The organism is Xanthomonas sp. LF06-19 (assembly GCF_034105425.1).
Lineage (GTDB): Bacteria > Pseudomonadota > Gammaproteobacteria > Xanthomonadales > Xanthomonadaceae > Xanthomonas_A > Xanthomonas_A sontii.
In genome coordinates this window covers 305,051-322,130 of record NZ_JAXGGH010000003.1, presented here as the reverse complement: position 1 = coordinate 322,130, position 17,080 = coordinate 305,051, and the positions used below count along the sequence as shown (strand labels likewise).

At 68.6% G+C, this 17,080-nt stretch carries 15 protein-coding genes; 13 read left to right on the top strand and 2 right to left on the bottom strand.

Annotated elements, in window-relative coordinates; all coding sequences use genetic code 11:
• Positions 1–39: 39 nt before the first annotated feature.
• The 3 genes from SLW55_RS08360 to SLW55_RS08350 all read left to right on the top strand — a co-directional run bounded on the left by SLW55_RS08360 (position 40) and on the right by SLW55_RS08350 (position 2,947).
• Positions 40–978 (top strand): nucleoside hydrolase, encoded by a 939-nt coding sequence (locus SLW55_RS08360; protein WP_152236122.1) that lies wholly within the window; start codon positions 40–42, stop codon positions 976–978.
• A 151-nt stretch (positions 979–1,129) separates the two neighbouring features.
• Positions 1,130–1,372 (top strand): type B 50S ribosomal protein L31, encoded by a 243-nt coding sequence (locus SLW55_RS08355; protein WP_010341537.1) that lies wholly within the window; start codon positions 1,130–1,132, stop codon positions 1,370–1,372.
• Between the two features lie 285 nt (positions 1,373–1,657).
• Positions 1,658–2,947 (top strand): citrate synthase, encoded by a 1,290-nt coding sequence (locus SLW55_RS08350; RefSeq protein ID WP_152236123.1) that lies wholly within the window; start codon positions 1,658–1,660, stop codon positions 2,945–2,947.
• 173 nt (positions 2,948–3,120) lie between these two features.
• Here the strand turns inward: SLW55_RS08350 and SLW55_RS08345 are convergent, their stop codons facing one another.
• Positions 3,121–3,765: a hypothetical protein gene (locus SLW55_RS08345; protein ID WP_017909856.1), complete on the bottom strand. Its 645-nt coding sequence runs from the start codon at positions 3,763–3,765 to the stop codon at positions 3,121–3,123.
• 153 nt (positions 3,766–3,918) lie between these two features.
• Complete coding sequence (locus SLW55_RS08340; RefSeq protein ID WP_148830004.1) at positions 3,919–6,345, bottom strand: penicillin-binding protein 1A; 2,427 nt, start codon at positions 6,343–6,345, stop codon at positions 3,919–3,921.
• Between the two features lie 218 nt (positions 6,346–6,563).
• On the opposite strand from SLW55_RS08340, the gene SLW55_RS08335 reads away from it, so the two are divergent.
• From SLW55_RS08335 to SLW55_RS08290, 10 genes are all read left to right on the top strand, one after another.
• Entirely contained in the window at positions 6,564–7,622 is a 1,059-nt protein-coding gene (locus SLW55_RS08335; protein WP_017908825.1) for a pilus assembly protein PilM, read from the top strand.
• A complete protein-coding gene (locus SLW55_RS08330) occupies positions 7,622–8,413 on the top strand; it encodes a PilN domain-containing protein (protein ID WP_148830005.1) in 792 nt (263 codons plus the stop codon). Before SLW55_RS08335 ends, SLW55_RS08330 begins: the two co-directional genes overlap by 1 nt.
• Positions 8,410–9,084, top strand: coding sequence for a type 4a pilus biogenesis protein PilO (locus tag SLW55_RS08325; protein ID WP_017914107.1), 675 nt, complete (start codon positions 8,410–8,412; stop codon positions 9,082–9,084). Before SLW55_RS08330 ends, SLW55_RS08325 begins: the two co-directional genes overlap by 4 nt.
• A complete protein-coding gene (locus SLW55_RS08320; protein WP_026143551.1) occupies positions 9,081–9,620 on the top strand; it encodes a pilus assembly protein PilP in 540 nt (179 codons plus the stop codon). Before SLW55_RS08325 ends, SLW55_RS08320 begins: the two co-directional genes overlap by 4 nt.
• Positions 9,621–9,640: 20 nt before the next feature.
• Positions 9,641–11,536 (top strand): type IV pilus secretin PilQ family protein, encoded by a 1,896-nt coding sequence (locus tag SLW55_RS08315; RefSeq protein WP_320744946.1) that lies wholly within the window; start codon positions 9,641–9,643, stop codon positions 11,534–11,536.
• Positions 11,537–11,689: 153 nt separating this feature from the next.
• Positions 11,690–12,709, top strand: coding sequence for a MoxR family ATPase (locus SLW55_RS08310; RefSeq protein ID WP_017914104.1), 1,020 nt, complete (start codon positions 11,690–11,692; stop codon positions 12,707–12,709).
• Positions 12,710–12,767: 58 nt separating this feature from the next.
• Positions 12,768–13,706 carry a DUF58 domain-containing protein gene (locus SLW55_RS08305; protein ID WP_267098061.1) on the top strand — a complete coding sequence of 313 codons (939 nt, stop codon included), beginning with the start codon at positions 12,768–12,770 and terminating at the stop codon, positions 13,704–13,706.
• A complete protein-coding gene (locus SLW55_RS08300) occupies positions 13,703–14,173 on the top strand; it encodes a DUF4381 family protein (protein WP_320744945.1) in 471 nt (156 codons plus the stop codon). The genes SLW55_RS08305 and SLW55_RS08300 overlap by 4 nt, the downstream gene beginning before the upstream one ends.
• On the top strand, positions 14,170–15,192 hold the full coding sequence (locus SLW55_RS08295; protein WP_017917350.1) for a VWA domain-containing protein: 1,023 nt from the start codon (positions 14,170–14,172) through the stop codon (positions 15,190–15,192). The genes SLW55_RS08300 and SLW55_RS08295 overlap by 4 nt, the downstream gene beginning before the upstream one ends.
• Positions 15,189–17,036 (top strand): tetratricopeptide repeat protein, encoded by a 1,848-nt coding sequence (locus SLW55_RS08290; protein WP_295944025.1) that lies wholly within the window; start codon positions 15,189–15,191, stop codon positions 17,034–17,036. Before SLW55_RS08295 ends, SLW55_RS08290 begins: the two co-directional genes overlap by 4 nt.
• Positions 17,037–17,080 lie beyond the last annotated feature (44 nt).

The window sequence follows — 17,080 nt, the reverse complement described above, 5'->3', positions numbered from 1 at the left end:
TGCCAGACTCGGCGGCCGAATGGACGAGCGAAGCGACGCATGAGCGACAAGATTCCCCTGTTGATCGATACCGACCCCGGCGTGGACGACGCGCTGGCGCTGCTGATGGCGTTCGCCGATCCGCGCCACGAGGTGGTCGGGCTGACCATCGCCGCCGGCAACGTCGGGCTGCGCCACACCGTGCGCAATGCGCTGAAGCTGTGCGAAGTGGCCGGGCGCGAGGATGTGCCGGTGTTCGCCGGCTGCGCCGATCCGCTGCTGCACCCGTCGGTGGACGCCGGGCACGTGCACGGTCAGGACGGTTTCGGCGACGTCGACCTGCCGCCGGCCGCGCGCGGCGCCGAGGCCGAGCATGCCGCGCTGGCGATCCTGCGCCTGTCGCACCAGTACGCCGGGCGCCTGCTGCTGGTCGCGCTGGGGCCGCTGACCAACATCGCGCTGGCGCTGAAGCTGGACCCGACCCTGCCGCAGCGCGTCGGCCGCTTCCTGGTGATGGGCGGGGCGATCACCTGCCACGGCAACATCACCCCGGCCGCCGAGTTCAACATCGCCTTCGACCCGGAAGCCGCGCACATCGTGTTCAAGGCGTTCCCGCACATCGAAGTGGCGGATTGGGAGGCGACCGTTGCGCACGGCCTGCCGCACCGCGAGGTCGAGCAGTGGCTGGCGGTGGATGCGCCCAAGGCGCGCTTCTACGAACTGATCTCGCGCAAGACCCGGCTGTGGTCGGAAGACGCCCGCGGCGAGCACTGGTATGCCGCCGACGCGCTGGCGATGGCCTGGGCGCTGCAGCCCGACGGCGCCCAGGAGGTGCAGTCGCGGCCGATGCAGATCGAGCTGTCCGGGGTGCACACCCGCGGCGCCACCCTGGTCGACTGGAACCGCCAGCTGGGCCTGCCGGACAACGCGACCATGCTCATCCGCTACGACCACGCCCGCTTCCTGGGCCTGGCCCGCGCGGCGGTCGGCGCCGGCTGAGCCTGGCGGTCCCGCCCGGTTCCGGGCGGGACCCCAGTGGTAGAACAGCCGCGAGCCGTCACCTCACTTGCCATCACGTAAACGTTGCGTGCAGGGCGGCAGGGCTGTTATAGTTTCCCTCTTGTCCAGCAGCCACCTACGGTGCGAGCCCATGAAGGCCGACATCCATCCCCAGTACCGCGACGTCGTGTTCCACGATGTCACCTCCGATTTCAAGATCCTGACCCGTTCGACCATGTCCTCGAAAGAGACGGTCAAGTGGGAGGACGGCGAAGAGTATCCGCTGATCAAGGTCGAAATCTCCTCGGCTTCGCACCCGTTCTACACGGGCAAGCACAAGGTCATCGACACCAGCGGCCGCATCGACAAGTTCCAGAAGCGCTACGCGCGCTGATCGGAACCGTCGAACGGATGTAAAGCGACGGCCGCTTGCGCGGCCGTTCTGCTATCTGCTTTCCTCTCCCGGCGTTGACGCGCCGGTGTCATCCTTCCGTGAAAGTGCGGCGAGGATGCAACGCTGTGTCGCTTTCCTGCCGCCATCGTGCAACGTGGGTGGTGAGCGACGACGCAAATGCTGCTGTGCGATAATGGCGCGATCCGTGGCGATTGCCGTGGACTTCCTTCACGCGTCTGTTCGCAACGTAATCGGACAGGCGCCTTCCATCGAGGAGCGCACACTGTGTCCGATCTTGATCAGGTCACGTTGAACGCCGGCGACAAGTCGGTCGTTCTTCCGGTACTCAAGCCCACCCTGGGCAACGATTGCGTCGACATCTCCAAGTTGACCAAGGAGACCGGTCTCTTCACCTACGACTCGGGCTTCACCGCGACCGCCAGCTGCAAGTCGGCGATCACCTACATCGACGGCGACAACGGCGTGCTGCTGTATCGCGGCTACCCGATCGAGCAGTTGGCCGAGAAGTCCAACTTCCTCGAAGTGGCCTATCTGCTGATGAACGGCGAGCTGCCCACCGCCGACGAATTCAAGAAGTTCGACCACGAAGTGACGCATCACACGATGATGCACGAGTCGCTGAAGAACTTCCTCGGCGGCTTCCGCCACGACGCGCACCCGATGGCGATGCTGGCCGGTAGCGTGGCCTCGCTGTCGGCGTTCTACCACGACACCCTCGACCTCAACGATCCGGAGCAGCGCCGCCTGGCCGCGATCCGTCTGATCGCCAAGGTGCCGACCATCGCCGCCGCCGCCTACCGCTACTCCATCGGTTGGCCGATCCGTTACCCGCGCAACAACCTCGGCTACGTCGAGCGCTTCCTGCACATGATGTTCGAGGTGCCGAGCGAGCAACTGCAGATGAATCCGGTCGTGGCCAAGGCCCTGGACCTGCTGTTCATCCTGCACGCCGACCACGAGCAGAACGCCTCGACCTCGACCGTGCGTCTGGTCGGTTCCACCGGCGCCAACCCGTACGCCTCGGTCGCCGCCGGCATCACCGCGCTGTGGGGCCCGGCGCATGGCGGCGCCAACGAAGCCGTGCTGAAGATGCTGGAAGAGATCGGCACCGCCGACAATGTCGAGAGCGCCGTGGCCAAGGCCAAGGACAAGAACTCGAGCTTCCGCCTGATGGGCTTCGGCCACCGCGTGTACAAGAACTTCGACCCGCGCGCGAAGATCATCCGCGAGATGACCCACAAGGTGCTGGGCGAGCTGGGCGTCAACGACCCGCTGCTGGAAGTGGCGCTGAAGCTGGAAGAGGCCGCGCTGAAGGACGACTACTTCGTGCAGCGCAAGCTGTACCCGAACGTCGACTTCTACTCGGGCATCATCTACAAGGCGCTGAACATTCCGGTGGAGATGTTCACCGTGATGTTCGCCATTGCCCGTACCGCCGGCTGGGTCTCGCATTGGCTGGAGCAGCAGGTCGACCCGGAAATGAAGATCGGCCGTCCGCGCCAGATCTACACCGGCTACGACAAGCGCGACTACACCAGCGCCGACAAGCGCTGATCGATCGCCGTAAAGGCTGTCCGGAACGCCCCGCCTCGCGGGGCGTTTTTCGTTTGTGGCGGGGGCCGAAGCGGGGAGGACGATTGGTAGTAGCCTGTCGCGCCACTGCAGGCCGCGACACGGGGCGCCAGCCAGCTGTGCGGCGCCCGCGGCATCCTGACGCGGTGGTCCGCTCAGCCGGACTGGTAGTCGGCGATGTCCTGCTCGGTCAGCAGTTGCCGCAGTTGCGGCATCGAGGCGCGCCGCATCGGCTTTTCGTCCACCTGCGACAGCGGCGCCTGGCGCAGCGCGTCGTAGGGCAGCACGGTCAGGTCGAAGGTCAGCTCCTCGGCGGTGAACAGCCACACCGGGAAGTCCTCGCTGCGCTCGCGGTCCAGGCGCAGGCGGCGGCTGCGCAGTTCGGCCGGGATCCGGTGTTCTTCGAGAAAACGTGCCACCGCCTCGGTGTCGTCGCTGTGCAGGTGCAGTTGCACCGGACTGTTGGCGTCGGCGGTACCGTCGTGCACCGGTCCGGCCAGGCGTGGCGCGAAGGCGTGCAGGAAGTCCATCGCGCGCAGCGCCGCCTCGCGGCGCCGGCGCAGTTCGCCGGCATGGTCGGGGCCGGCGAACAGCCGCTGGTATTCGCGCAGGGCGTCCTCGATCTCGCTGTTGCGCGGCAGCGAGGCGTCGTCGTGGATGCCGAGCCGGTCGGCGGCCTTGAGTTTGGCCTGGTGGAAATCGCGGATGCCGCCTTCGGCCATCAGCCGGGCGGCTTCGTGCGCCAGCCGGCGGCGGCGTTCGTGCGTGCGGGTCCGGGCGTGTTGCCGAGCGTGGTGCATGGTGCGCCTCCCCTCAAAGCCTGCCCCGACTGTACCGCAGCCTTGCGAAATTCGGGTGTAGCAGCCCTCCCTGCCTGAGGCGGCGTCCGCCGGGCGAGGCACGCCCGGCGGGAGCTGCCCCGGCGAGCGTCGGGGCGGGGGAACGCGACGCGATCAGAAGATGTCGAATGCCGCGTCGTCGGTCTTCTGGTCCTGCAGGCTTTCGTCGAACTGCTGGATGCGGTCCATGTCCTCGGTCTTGACCCATTCCGTGGCGCCGTTGAGGCTGACCTGGACCATACCGCCCGGCGGATCGTTGCGGGCGATCGGCTGATCCTTCAGCGCGACCCGCATGTAGTCGATCCAGATCGGCAGCGCCGCCTTGCCGCCGTATTCGCGGTAGCCGAGCGAGCGGTAGTCGTCGCGACCGACCCACACCGTGGTCACGTACGGGCCGCCGAAGCCGGAGAACCAGGCGTCGCGATGGTCGTTGGTCGAGCCGGTCTTGCCGCCCACGTCCTCGCGGCCGAGCACCTTGGCCGCGGTGCCGGTGCCGCGCTGGACCACGTCGCGCATCATCGACACCAATTGATAGGCGGTGCGCTCGTCGATCGCGCGCGGCGCCACCTTGGCTTCGGGGTCGGCGGGCTTCTCGGCTGCAGCCGCCGTGGCCGCGGGCTCTGCCGGCTTGGCCGCCGGCGGCGGCGTGGCCGCGCCGAAGTTGAAGCCGTCCACCACCTGGCTGACCGGCGCGGCGTTGCCGCCGACGCTGCCGCAGCTGCGGCAGGCGGTCAGCGGATGCTCCTGGAACAGGACATTGCCGTCGCGGTCGGTGACCTTGTCGATGATCCAGGTGTTGACCAGCGAGCCGCCGTTGGCGAACACGGTGTACCCGCGCGCCACCGACAGCGGGGTCAGCGAGGCGGTGCCCAGCGACATCGACAGGTTCGGCGGCAACTCGGCTTCCTGGAAGCCGAACTGGCTGATGTACTTGCGCGCGAAGTCCACGCCGATGGCGTCTAGCAGGCGCACCGAGACCAGGTTGCGCGACTGCACCAGCGCCTCGCGCAGGCGCATCGGGCCGCGGAAGCCGCCGCCGTCGTTCTGCGGCGACCAGGTCTTGCCGCGGCGGTCGCGGAACACCACCGGTGCGTCGAGCACGATCGAGGCCGGGTTGAAGCCCTTCTCGAACGAGGCCGCGTACAGGAACGGCTTGAAGCTGGAGCCGGGCTGGCGGCGCGCCTGGGTGGCGCGGTTGAACTTGTTGCCGGCATAGCTGAAGCCGCCGACCATGGCGCGCAGCGCGCCGTTGTTGGCGTCCAGCGACACCAGCGCGGCCTGGCCGCGCGGGATCTGGGTGATCTCCCATTCGCCCGGCTTGTCGCCTTCCTGGATGCGCACCAGGTCGCCGCGCTTGAGCAGGGTGGCGGGGCTGCGCCCGGTCCAGCGGCTGGCGGCCACCGGCAGCACCAGCTCGGTCTTGTTGGCGAGCACCACGGTGGCGCTGCCGTCGCTGCCGGTGCCGGCGACGATGCTGGGCAGCATCCCGCCCTGCGCGTATACGCCGCTCAGATGGCTGGCCAGCGCCGCCGCATCGGCAGTGGCGGGGACGTCGAAGTGCTTCTCGACGCCATGCCAGCCATGGCGACGATCGTAGACGACCAGGCCCTGGCGCACCGCATGGTTGGCGGCGGCCTGCAGGGTCGCATCGATGCTGGTGTAGACGTGGTAGCCCTTGTCCAGCACGTCGCCGCCGAAGCGCGCGATCATCTCCTGGCGCACCAGCTCGGCCACGTAGGGGGCCTCGACCTCGACCGGGCGCTCGTGCGGCGCGGCGTGCATCGGCACCGCCTTGGCCGCCTCGGCCTCGGCCGGGGTGATGAAGCCCAGCGCGGCCATGCGGCTGAGCACATAGTTGTCGCGGCGCTGCTTGGCGCGCTCGGGGTTGCTGATCGGGTTGCCGCTGGAGGGGAACTTGGGGATGCCGGCCAGCGAGGCCATCTCGTCCAGGCTCAGCTCGTTGAGCTTCTTGCCGTAGTAGTACTCGGCGGCGGCGGCGACGCCGTAGGCGCGGTTGCCGAAGAAGCTCTTGTTGAGATACAGCTCGAAGATCTCGTCCTTGGTCAGTTCGGCCTCGATCTTGCGCGCCAGAAGGATCTCCGCCAGCTTGCGGGTATAGCTGTATTCCGAGCTCAGGAAGAACTGGCGGGCCACCTGCTGGGTGATGGTGGAGCCGCCCGGCACGCGCTTGTCGTTGGTGGTGGCCAGCAGCCACACCGCGCGGGCGATGCCCTTGTAGTCGACCCCGCCATGCTCGTAGAACCGGGCGTCCTCGGTGGCCAGGAAGGCCTGCTTCAGCCGCTCCGGCACGTCCTTCATGGTGATGGGGTAGCGCCGGGTCTCGCCGAACAGCGCCATCAGCTTGCCGTCGCTGGAGTAGACGTACATCGGCTCCTGCAGTTCGACCTTGCGCAGGGTCTGCACGTCCGGGAGCTTGGAGGAGACGACGTAGTACAGCCCGCCTGCCACGGCGGCGCCGACCAGGCCAAGGAGGACGAACAAGACCAGCGCCCAGCGCAGCCAACGACGAAAACGGGGCATCGCGAGAGATTCCGATTGCAGATTTCTTGGGCGCAGAGTATAGAGTACGCCGGGGAACGGCTGGGGCCGGTTCCGGGGATGCGACGGGTTTGCTGCCGCAGGTCATGCCGTGACACGGATCGCGACATGCAACCGGGCGGTTGCCAATTGCAAAAAATTTGTTATTAATGCGCTGGCGCAACATTGGCGTCCAAGTGCCCGCCGGCAGGGGAAAATCCGTGGGGCTTATCCCAAAGAGTCAGCAGCCGCTGATCGGCATCGACATCAGCTCGACCGCGGTCAAGCTGCTGCAGCTTTCGCGTAACGGCAACCGGTTCCGGGTCGAGCATTACGCCGTCGAACCCTTGCCGCCCAATGCCGTGGTCGAAAAGAACATCGTCGAGGTCGAGGCGGTGGGCGAGGCGATCCGCCGCGCCGTGACCCGGTCCGGTACCCGCGCCAAGCATGCCGCGGCCGCCGTGGCCGGTTCGGCGGTGATCACCAAGGTGATCCCGATGCCGGCCGAGCTGGACGAGAGCGAGCTGGAAGCCCAGGTCGAGCTGGAAGCGGTGAACTACATCCCGTACCCGATCGACGAAGTGAACCTGGATTTCGAGGTGCTGGGCGTCATCCCCAACAACCCCGAGATGGTGCAGGTACTGCTGGCCGCCTCGCGCTCGGAGAACGTGGAACTGCGCCAGTCGGCCCTGGAGCTGGGCGGGCTGGTGGCCAAGGTGATGGACGTGGAGGCCTTCGCGGTCGAGAACGCCTTCGCGCTGGTGGCCAGCGAGCTGCCGGTGGCCGCCGACGGCATCGTCGCCCTGGTTGACATCGGCGCCACCATGACCACCCTCAATGTCCTGCGTGGCGGGCGCAGCCTGTACAGCCGCGAGCAGGTGTTCGGCGGCAAGCAGCTGACCGACGAAGTGATGCGCCGCTACGGCCTGACCTACGAGGAAGCCGGCATGGCCAAGCGCCAGGGCGGGCTGCCGGAAAGCTACGAGGTCGAGGTGCTGGAGCCGTTCAAGGAAGCCACGGTGCAGCAGATCAGCCGCCTGCTGCAGTTCTTCTATGCCGGCAGCGAATTCAACCGCGTCGACCATATCGTGCTGGCCGGCGGCTGCGCCGCCCTGGCCGGATTGCCGGAGATGGTGGAGGAGCAACTGGGCGTGGCCACGGTGGTCGCCAACCCGTTGGCGCAGATGACCCTGGGGCCGAAGGTGCAGGCGCATGCGCTGGCCCAGGACGCGCCGGCGCTGATGATCGCCACCGGCCTGGCGCTGAGGAGCTTCGACTGATGGCGAAGATCAATCTGCTGCCCTGGCGGGCGGAACGGCGCAAGCAGCGCGAACGCGAGTTCTATTCGATGCTTGGCCTGGCCGCGTTCGCCGGGGTGCTGCTGGCGGGACTGATCTGGTTCTACTACGACCTGCAGATCAGCGGCCAGAACGAACGCAACGCGTATCTGCAGGCCGAGATCGAGAAGGTCCAGGCGCAGAACAAGGAAATCGACACCCTCGACGAGAAGAAGCGCCGCCTGCTGGCGCGCAAGCAGGTGATCGAGGAACTGCAGGCCAAGCGTTCGCAGATGGTGCACCTGTTCGACTCGCTGGTGCGGACCATTCCCGACGGCGTGGTGCTGACCTCGGTGAAGCAGGAAGGCGACATGCTGACCCTGGAGGGCCGCTCGCAGTCCAACGCGCGGGTCAGTACCTACATGCGCAACCTCGAGGGCTCGGGCTGGATGACCAATCCGGAGCTGACGGTGATCGAGGCCAAGGCCCAGGAGAAGGAAGCCAAGGGTCCGATCGTCGATACCAAGGCGCTGCCGTACGTGTTCACGCTGCGGGTCAAGCTGCCGGTGCCGGGCGAGAGCACCGATCCGGCCGCCGCCGGGACGGCACCTGCGGGTTCCGCTGCGCCCGGAACACCTGGCGCAGCGCCCGCGGGCGGCGCGCCTGGCACGCCGCCTGCGCAGGCTCCGGGCGCTCCTGCGCCTGCACCTGCCGCGGGCAGCCCTGCCGCACCGGCGCCGGCCACCGCGCCGGCACCCGCCGCCACGCCAGCGAAACAGGGACCGGCGTCATGAGCAAGAAATTCAACATCAAAGAGCTGGATTTCAACAACATCGGCAATTGGCCACAGCAGGCCAAGATCGTGTTCTGCGTGCTGGTGACCCTGTTCATCCTAACCCTGTCCTGGTTCCTGCTGATCAGCAGCAAGAGCGACGAGTTGCAGGCGCTGGAGCAGAAGGAAACCGAACTGCGCGCCTCCTTCGAGAAGGAGCAGAGCCGTGCGGTGAACCTGCAGCCGCTGAAGCAGCAACTGGTGCAGATGGAGCAGGTGCTGCAGCAGATGCTGCGGCAGCTGCCGAGCAAGACCGAGATGCCCGATCTGATCATCGACATCTCGCAGACCGCGCTGTCCAGCGGCCTGACCAACGAGTTGTTCCAGCCGGGCCCGGAGTCGCCGAAGGAGTTCTACGCGGAGAAGCCGATCGCCCTGCGCATGGTCGGCAGCTACCACCAGTTCGGCGCCTTCGTCAGTGGCGTGGCCTCGCTGCCGCGGGTGGTGATCCTGACCATGCACGACATCAACCTGAAGCCGCGCGACAAGAGCAACGGCATCACCGCGCGCGGCGAGCTGGAGCTGTCCGGTACGGTCAAGACCTATCGCTACCTGGACGACAAGGAAATGGCCGACCAGGAACAGGCCGCGGCGGCCGCGAAGAAGGCCGGCAAGCAAGGCGGTGGCGCATGAGCCGGCAGCATCGGGTGGTCAGGATTCTCGTTGCGGGCGCGCTGGCGCTGGTGCTTGGCGCTTGCGGCCGCACCATCACCAGCACGCCGGGCGATGCGCCGAATCTGGAGAACTGGGTGAAGGAAGTGCGCGCGCGACCGGCGCAGCCGCTGGAGCCGTTGCCGGTGATGCAGCAGTTCGAAACCTTCGAGTATGCGGCGCAGGGCCTGCGCGATCCGTTCAGCGATGCCTGGGCCAGTCCCGACGGCAGCAGCGGCCTGCGCCCGGATCCGAACCGCCGCAAGGAACCGCTGGAACAGTTCCCGCTGGACAGCCTCAACATGGTCGGCACGCTGGGCAGCGGCGCGGGCCAGGTGGCGCTGGTGATGGCGCCGGACAAGGTGACCTACCGCGTGCGTCCGGGCGTGTACATGGGGCAGAGCGATGGCCGCGTGACCGGGGTGCACGAGGATCGCATCGATTTGATTGAACTGGTGCCGGATGGCGCCGGCGGCTGGCTGGAACGTCCCGCCTCCGTCGCGCTGGACGATCAATGATTGATTATGGGGATAGCACGATGACTTTTTCCAAAGCCCTGAGCCTGCGCCCCATCCGGCGCCACGCGACGATGCGGCTATGCGCGTTGGGGTTGGCGGCACTGCTCGGGAACGCGGTCGTCGCCAGCGCGGCACCGGCCGCCGCGCCTGCTGTCGTGCCTGCCGCATCCGCGACGGCGCCGGCCAAGCTCACGGTGTCGAAGATCGACTTCAAGCGCGGCGACGGCGGTGCGGGGCGGCTGATCCTGTCCTTCAACGGCACCGGCGCCAGCCCGGACCTGCGCACCCAGGGCAACAGCGTGGTGGTCGATGTCGGCAACGCCACGCTGCCGCCGGAGTTGCAGCGCCCGCTCAACGTCACCGACTTCGCCACGCCGGTGCAGCGCATCGATGCCAAGCCCTATGCGGGCGGCGCCGAGCTGGTGCTGAACACCAATGGCGCGTTCGAATCGCTGGCCTACCAGTCCGGCAACGAGTACGTGGTCGAGATCACCCCGCGCGCAGCCGCGCCGGCGGTGGGCGCGGTCACCGCGACCACGGTCAGCCAGGCCGCCGCGCAGGTGGCGGCCCGCGGCTACAGCGGCAAGCCGGTGACCTTCAACTTCCAGGACGTGCCGGTGCGCACGGTGCTGCAGTTGATCGCCGAGGAGTCCAATCTCAATATCGTCGCCTCCGATACCGTGCAGGGCAGCGTCACCCTGCGCCTGGTCAATGTGCCGTGGGACCAGGCACTGGACATCGTGCTGCGCGCCAAGGGTCTGGACAAGCGCCGCGACGGCAAGGTGATCTGGGTCGCGCCGCAGCAGGAACTGGCCAAGTTCGAGCAGGACAAGGAAGACGCGCGCATAGCGATCGAGAACCGCGAGGACCTGATTACCGACTACGTGCAGATCAACTATCACAGCGCCACGGCGATCTTCAAGGCGCTGACCGAGGCCAAGGGCATCGGCGGCAGCGGTGGTGGTGGCGGCGGAAGTGGTGGTGGCAGCGGCAACAGCCAGAACGACAATGGCTTCCTGTCGCCGCGCGGGCGCCTCGTCGCCGACGAGCGCACCAACACGCTGATGATCAGCGACATCCCGAAGAAGGTCGCGCAGATGCGCGAGCTGATCAACGTGATCGACCGCCCGGTCGACCAGGTGCTGATCGAGGGCCGCATCGTCATCGCCACCGATACCTTCGCACGCGATCTGGGTGCCAAGTTCGGTGTCGGCGCGACGCGCACCTATGGGGACAATGTCGCTACGGTCGGAAGCAACGCGGCTGGCGGCGGCGTCAATACGCGTGGTCTCAACGTCGATCTGAGCGGTCCGACCTTCACCAGCGCGCAGACCCTGCCCAGTCTTGCCTACACCCTGCTCGGCAAGAACTTCAATCTGGATCTGCAGCTGTCGGCATTGCAGGAAGAAGGGCGGGGCGAAGTCATTTCCAATCCGCGCATCGTGACCTCCAACCAGCGCGAGGCCGTGATTCGGCAAGGTAAGGAAATCGGCTATGTCACCATTACCGGTGGAACCGCCGGAACTGCGGCGACGCCCAACGTACAGTTCAAGGAAGTGCTGCTGGAGCTGAAGGTCACCCCGACAATCACCGACGATAATCGTGTGTTCTTGAACATGAACGTCAAGAAGGACGAAGTCGAACGCTACGTGGTCTTGCAGAACTACGGCACCGTACCGGAAATCAACCGCCGCGAGATCAATACCGCGGTGCTGGTCGACGATGGGCAGACGGTGGTGATCGGCGGTGTCTACGAGTTCAACGACCGCAGCAGCATCTCCAAGGTGCCGTTCCTGGGCGACGTGCCGTTCCTGGGCAATCTGTTCAAGAAGCGTGGCCGCAACAAGACCAAGGCCGAATTGCTGATTTTCGTGACCCCGAAGGTGATGCACGTGGCCAAGCGTCCGCCGGCCTAAATGCCGCGGGCAAGGCGGGAAACCTTCGACGGGAGAGGCGCAAGCCTCTCCCGTCGGCGTTTATGCCCATCAATGAGGAAATCCTGAATTCGCAGCACGCGGCGTCCGCCGTGCGCGGAACCATTTTCACCGGCGATCGGTCAGACTGCACAAATGAACACTCCATCCCCGACCCTCGATTCCCCGCCGGCCGCGCCCGAGCAGCAGCGCCTGCACGCCGCGTTCGTCGCCCTGCGCGACGGCCTGTCCCAGACCATCGTCGGCCAGTCGGCGCTGGTGGAGCGCCTGCTGATCGCGCTGCTCGCCGATGGCCATCTGCTGGTCGAAGGCGCGCCCGGCCTGGCCAAGACCACCGCGATCCGCGCCCTGGCCTCGCGCCTGGAAGCGGATTTCGCCCGCGTCCAGTTCACCCCCGACCTGCTCCCGGCCGACCTTACCGGCACCGAGGTGTGGCGCCCGCAGGAGAGTCGCTTCGAGTTCCTGCCTGGGCCGATCTTCCATCCGATCCTGCTCGCCGACGAAATCAACCGTGCGCCGGCCAAGGTTCAATCGGCCCTGCTCGAGGCGATGGGCGAGCGCCAGGTCACCGTCGGCCGGCACACCTATGCGCTGCCGAAGCTGTTCCTGGTGATGGCGACGCAGAATCCGATCGAGCAGGAAGGCACCTTCCCGCTGCCGGAGGCGCAGTTGGACCGCTTTCTGATGCATGTGCGGATCGGCTATCCGGAGGCGGCTGCGGAAGCGGAGATCCTGCGCCTGGCGCGCGAGCGCGCCCGCGAGACGCTGGAGGCCGGCGAGGCGCCGCCGCCGCGCATGCCGCTGGAAGACGTGTTCGCGGCGCGCCGCGCGGTGCTGGCGCTGCACATGGCACCGCCGCTGGAGCGCTATCTGATCGAACTGGTGCTGGCCTCGCGCGATGCCAGCGGCTACGACGCCGCATTGGCGCGGCGCATCGCCTGGGGAGCGAGTCCGCGCGGTTCGATCGCATTGGAGCGGTGCGCCCGCGCCCGCGCCTGGCTGGCCGGACGCGACTTCGTCACGCCCGACGACGTGCGCGCGGTCGCCGCCGATGTACTGCGCCACCGCGTGCTGCCCAGCTACGAAGCGACCGCCGAAGGCTGGGACGGCGATCGTCTGGTCGCCGCCCTGCTGGACAAGGTGCCGCCGCCGTGACCGGACGCCGCCAGGTACGGCTGTTGCCCGCCGCCCGCCTCCGCGCGGAGTAACGACGATGGCACCGCAGCCGACTGCGCCGGGCATGCCGCAGGCCGCCGCGCCGGCCGAGGCGGGGATCCGTCCCAGCCTGGCCGAGCTGGTCGCCCTGCGCGCCGCCGTCGCACGCATGCCGCCGCCGCGCCGAGGCCGCCATGGCCTCAGTGGCGCCGCCCCGTCGCCGATGCGCGGGCGCGGCATGGAGTACGCCGAGTCGCGCGAGTACGTGGCCGGCGACGACGTGCGGCACATCGACTGGCGGCTCACTGCGCGCAGCGGCCGCACCCACACCAAATTGTTCCAGGCCGAGCGCGAACGGCTCAGTCTGATCGTCGCCGACACCGCGCCGTCGCTGTACTTCGGCACGCGCGTGCGCTTCAAGTCGGTGCAGGCGGCGCGTGCCGGGGCGGTGGCAGCGTGGGCGGCGCAGCGCCAGGGCGATCGCCTGGCCGCCTTGCGCGGCAGCCGCAGCGAAGCGCCGGTGCCGCCCGCCGCCGGGCCGCGCGGCGTGCTGCGCGTGCTCGATGCGCTGGCGCGCTGGTATGCGCAGCCGCCGCAGGACGATGCCGGCCTGAGCATGGCGCTGGATCACGCGGCCAAGCTGCTGCGCCCGGGATCGCGCCTGACCGTGCTGGCCGATCCGGCCAGTGCGCAGGCCGTGCCCGCCGCGCGCTGGGCCGGGCTGGCGCTGCACAACGAAGTGGAGTTGCTGCTGCTCGCCGATCCGCTGGAAGTGCATCCGCCACGTGCCGCCCTGCCGTTCTGGGCAAGCGGCCGCCGCGTGGAGGTGGATCTGCTGGCGAGCACCGCGCAACAGCGCTGGCGTGCGCAATTCGTGCAGCCTTTGGAAACCCTGGCGGCGGAACTGCCGGGCCGCGGCGTGCAGGTGCGGGTGTTGCTGAGCGACGCACCCAGCGAGTCGTGGTTGCTGCCGGTGCAACGGGGGGCGTCGGCATGAGCCCGCAGCAATTGCCCCTGCGCGATGTGCATCTGCCGCCGGCACCGGCTTGGTGGCCGCCCGCACCGGGCTGGTGGATGCTGGCGGCAGTGCTGCTGCTGACGCTCGGCGTGGCACTGTTGGTATGGATGCGCCGGCGCCGGCGCGAGCAGCGCTGGCAGCGTCAGTTCGATGCGGCGACGCGTACGGGCGAACCGCCGGCGCAGGTGGCCGCGGTCTCGGAGCTGCTCCGGCGCGCGGCACAACGTCGCGATCCGGCCGCTGCGGCGCTGCAGGGCGAAGACTGGTTGCGGTTCCTTGATGGCGGCGACAAACACCAGGCGTTCTCCGCCGGCCCCGGCCGCGTGTTGCTCGACGGTGGCTACCGCCCCAGCCTCGACCCGGCGCAGGTGCAGACATTGCTGCCGCTGGCGCGGCGCCGGTTCCTGGCGCTGATGGCGGCGGCGCGGCGTGGAGGACGGCGATGAGCCTGCTGTCGTCGTCGTGGCAGAGCCTCAGCGACCTGCTGGCCGGCTTCGCCTGGCCGTGGATGTGGCTGGCGATGCCGCTGCCCCTGCTGGCCAATCTGCTGCTGCCGGCACGGCGCGGCAATGCGCCGGCCTTGCGCGTGCCCTATGGCGAGCGCCTGCAGGCCGTGGCCGCCGCGCCGGCACGCGGCGGGCTGTGGCGCGCCAGCGTGTGGCTGGCGTGGCTGGCCTGGTTCTGCCTGTGCGCGGCGGCGGCGCGGCCGCTGCAACTGGGCGAACCCATCGCGCCACCGCAGCAGGCGCGGCAGCTGATGCTGGCGGTGGATCTGTCCGGCAGCATGAGCGAGCCCGACATGACCCTGGGAGGGCGCGTGGTCGATCGTCTGACCGCGGCCAAGGCGGTGCTGGCCGACTTTCTCGATCGCCGCGATGGCGACCGCATCGGCCTGCTGGTGTTCGGCCAGCAGGCGTATGCGCTGACTCCGTTGACTGCGGATCTGGCCACGGTGCGCGACCAGTTGCGCGACAGCGTGGTCGGCCTGGCCGGGCGCGAGACCGCGCTGGGCGACGCGATCGCGCTGGCGGTCAAGCGCCTGCGCGAGCAGAAGCAGGGCGAGCGGGTGCTGATCGTGCTCACCGACGGCGTCAACACCGCCGGCGTGCTCGACCCGCTGAAGGCCGCCGAACTGGCCAAGGCCGAACACGTGCGCGTGTACACCATCGCCTTCGGTGGCGATGGCGGCATGTCGCTGTTCGGTCTGCCGATCCCCGGCAGCGGCGGCGACGACCAGGTCGACGAGGACACGCTGCGCAAGATCGCGCAGGACACCGGTGGGCGCTTCTTCCGCGCCCGTGATACCGCCGAGCTGGCGTCGATCTACGCCGAACTGGACCGGCTCGAGCCGGTGCGTTCGGCCGGTCCTGCGGTGCGGCCGCGGATCGAGCGCTACGCCTGGCCGCTGGCGGCGGCGCTGGCGCTGGCGTTGCTGTCCTTCATCTGGCCCTGGAGGCGGCAATGACCCGCGCGATGGAGTTCCTCCAGGCATTGCACCTGTTGCGCCCCGAATGGCTGTGGGCGCTGCTGTTGCTGCCGTTGCTCGGCTGGAGCTGGTGGCGCCGACGGCGGCGCCATGACATCTGGCGGCGCACGGTGGACCCGCATCTGTTGCCGCATCTGCTCGCGCGTGGCGATGCCAAGGGCAGTGCTGGCCTGTTGCTGGGCGCGCTGGGCTATGCGCTGGCGGTGCTGGCGCTGGCTGGACCGAGCTGGCGCCAGGAACAGCAGCCGCTGTGGCAGGCGCGCACGCCGTTGGTGATCGCGCTGGACCTGTCCGCGCAGATCGACGCGCGCGACCTGCCGCCGTCGCGGCTGCTGCAGGCGCGGGCCAAGCTGGCGCGGCTGCTGCACGAACGCGCCGGCGGCGAAGTGGCGCTGGTGGCCTACGCTGGCGAGCCGTACACGGTGGCGCCGCTGACCGACGATGCGGCGAACGTGGGCCTGTTCCTCGACGCGCTGTCGCCGCAGGTGATGCCGGTGGCGGGGCAGCGCACCGACCTGGCGATCGATTGGGCGGCGCAGTTGCTGCGCCAGGCCGGCTTCTCCCGCGGCGACATCCTGGTGCTCAGCGACCAGGCCGACGCGCAGGCGCAGCAGGCCGCGGCGCGCGCGGCCAGGCAGGGCTATCACGTGTCCGCGCTGGGGCTGGGCACGGCGCAGGGCGCCGCCTACCGCGACGACCAGGGCCGGCTGTCGCACGCGCAACTGGATGCGGGGGCGCTGCGCGCGCTGGCGGAAGCGGGCGCGGGCCGCTACGCGGCGTTGACGCCAGACGATACGGATCTGCGCGCGCTGGGCGTGCTGCGGCCGCAGGAAGCGGACGCCACGGCGGCCGACGAAAGCCATGGCCGCGTGTGGCTCGATCAAGGCTATTGGTTGCTGCCGCCGCTGATGCTGCTGGCCTTGCTCGCGTTCCGCCGTCGCGGTGGCGCCGCGGTGCTGTTGCTGGTGTTGGCGCCGCTGGCGATGCCGCTACCGGTGCATGCGCAGGCTCAGGCGCCAGCGCCAGCACAGACGCCGACACTCGGTCCTGTCGCAGGCGGGTGGTGGGAACGTGCCGACCAGGTCCGCCAGCAACGGCTCGATGCAGGCGTGCAGGCCTACCGCAAGGGCGATTTCGCCGCCGCGCAACAGCAGTTCGAAGGCATCGACAGCGACGCCGGCTGGTACAACCTCGGCAATGCGCTGGCACGGCAGGGCCGTTACGACGAGGCGATCGACGCCTACGACAAGGCGCTGAAACTGCATCCGCAGATGGCCGATGCGATCGCCAACCGCGCCGCGGTGGAGGCCGCGCGCAAGCGCCAGTCGTCGCAGGACTCCAAGTCCGGCCAGCAGGGCAAGGACGGCAAGCAGCAGAAGAGCGGGCAGTCGCAGAACGGCCAGCAACAGAACGGTCAACAGCAAAACGGTCAACAGCAGGCGGGTCAGCAGCAGAACGGCGCCCAGCAGAACCCGCAGCAGAAGAACCAGCAGCAAAACGGCCAGCAGCGCGACGGCCAGCAGGGACGCGATGGCGCCAAGGACGCGCGGCAGGCGCCGCCGAAGCCGGGCGATGCACAGGCGCAACAGCAGGCCGATGCGGCGCAGCGCCAGCAGATGCAGCAGGCGATGGCACAGCAGGGCGGCACCGACAAACAGGCCGCCGAGCGCGCCGCTGCCGCCGCGAACGAGACGCCGCAGCAACGCGAGCAGCGTCAGGCGGTCGAGGCGTGGCTACGGCGGGTGCCGGACGATCCGGGCAATCTGCTGCGCGCCAAATTCAGGCTGGAACACGAACGCAGGCAGCGGGAACAAGAACCATGATCCACTTCAAGCGACTCGGCCAGGGGGCCCGCGCCTGCGCGGTG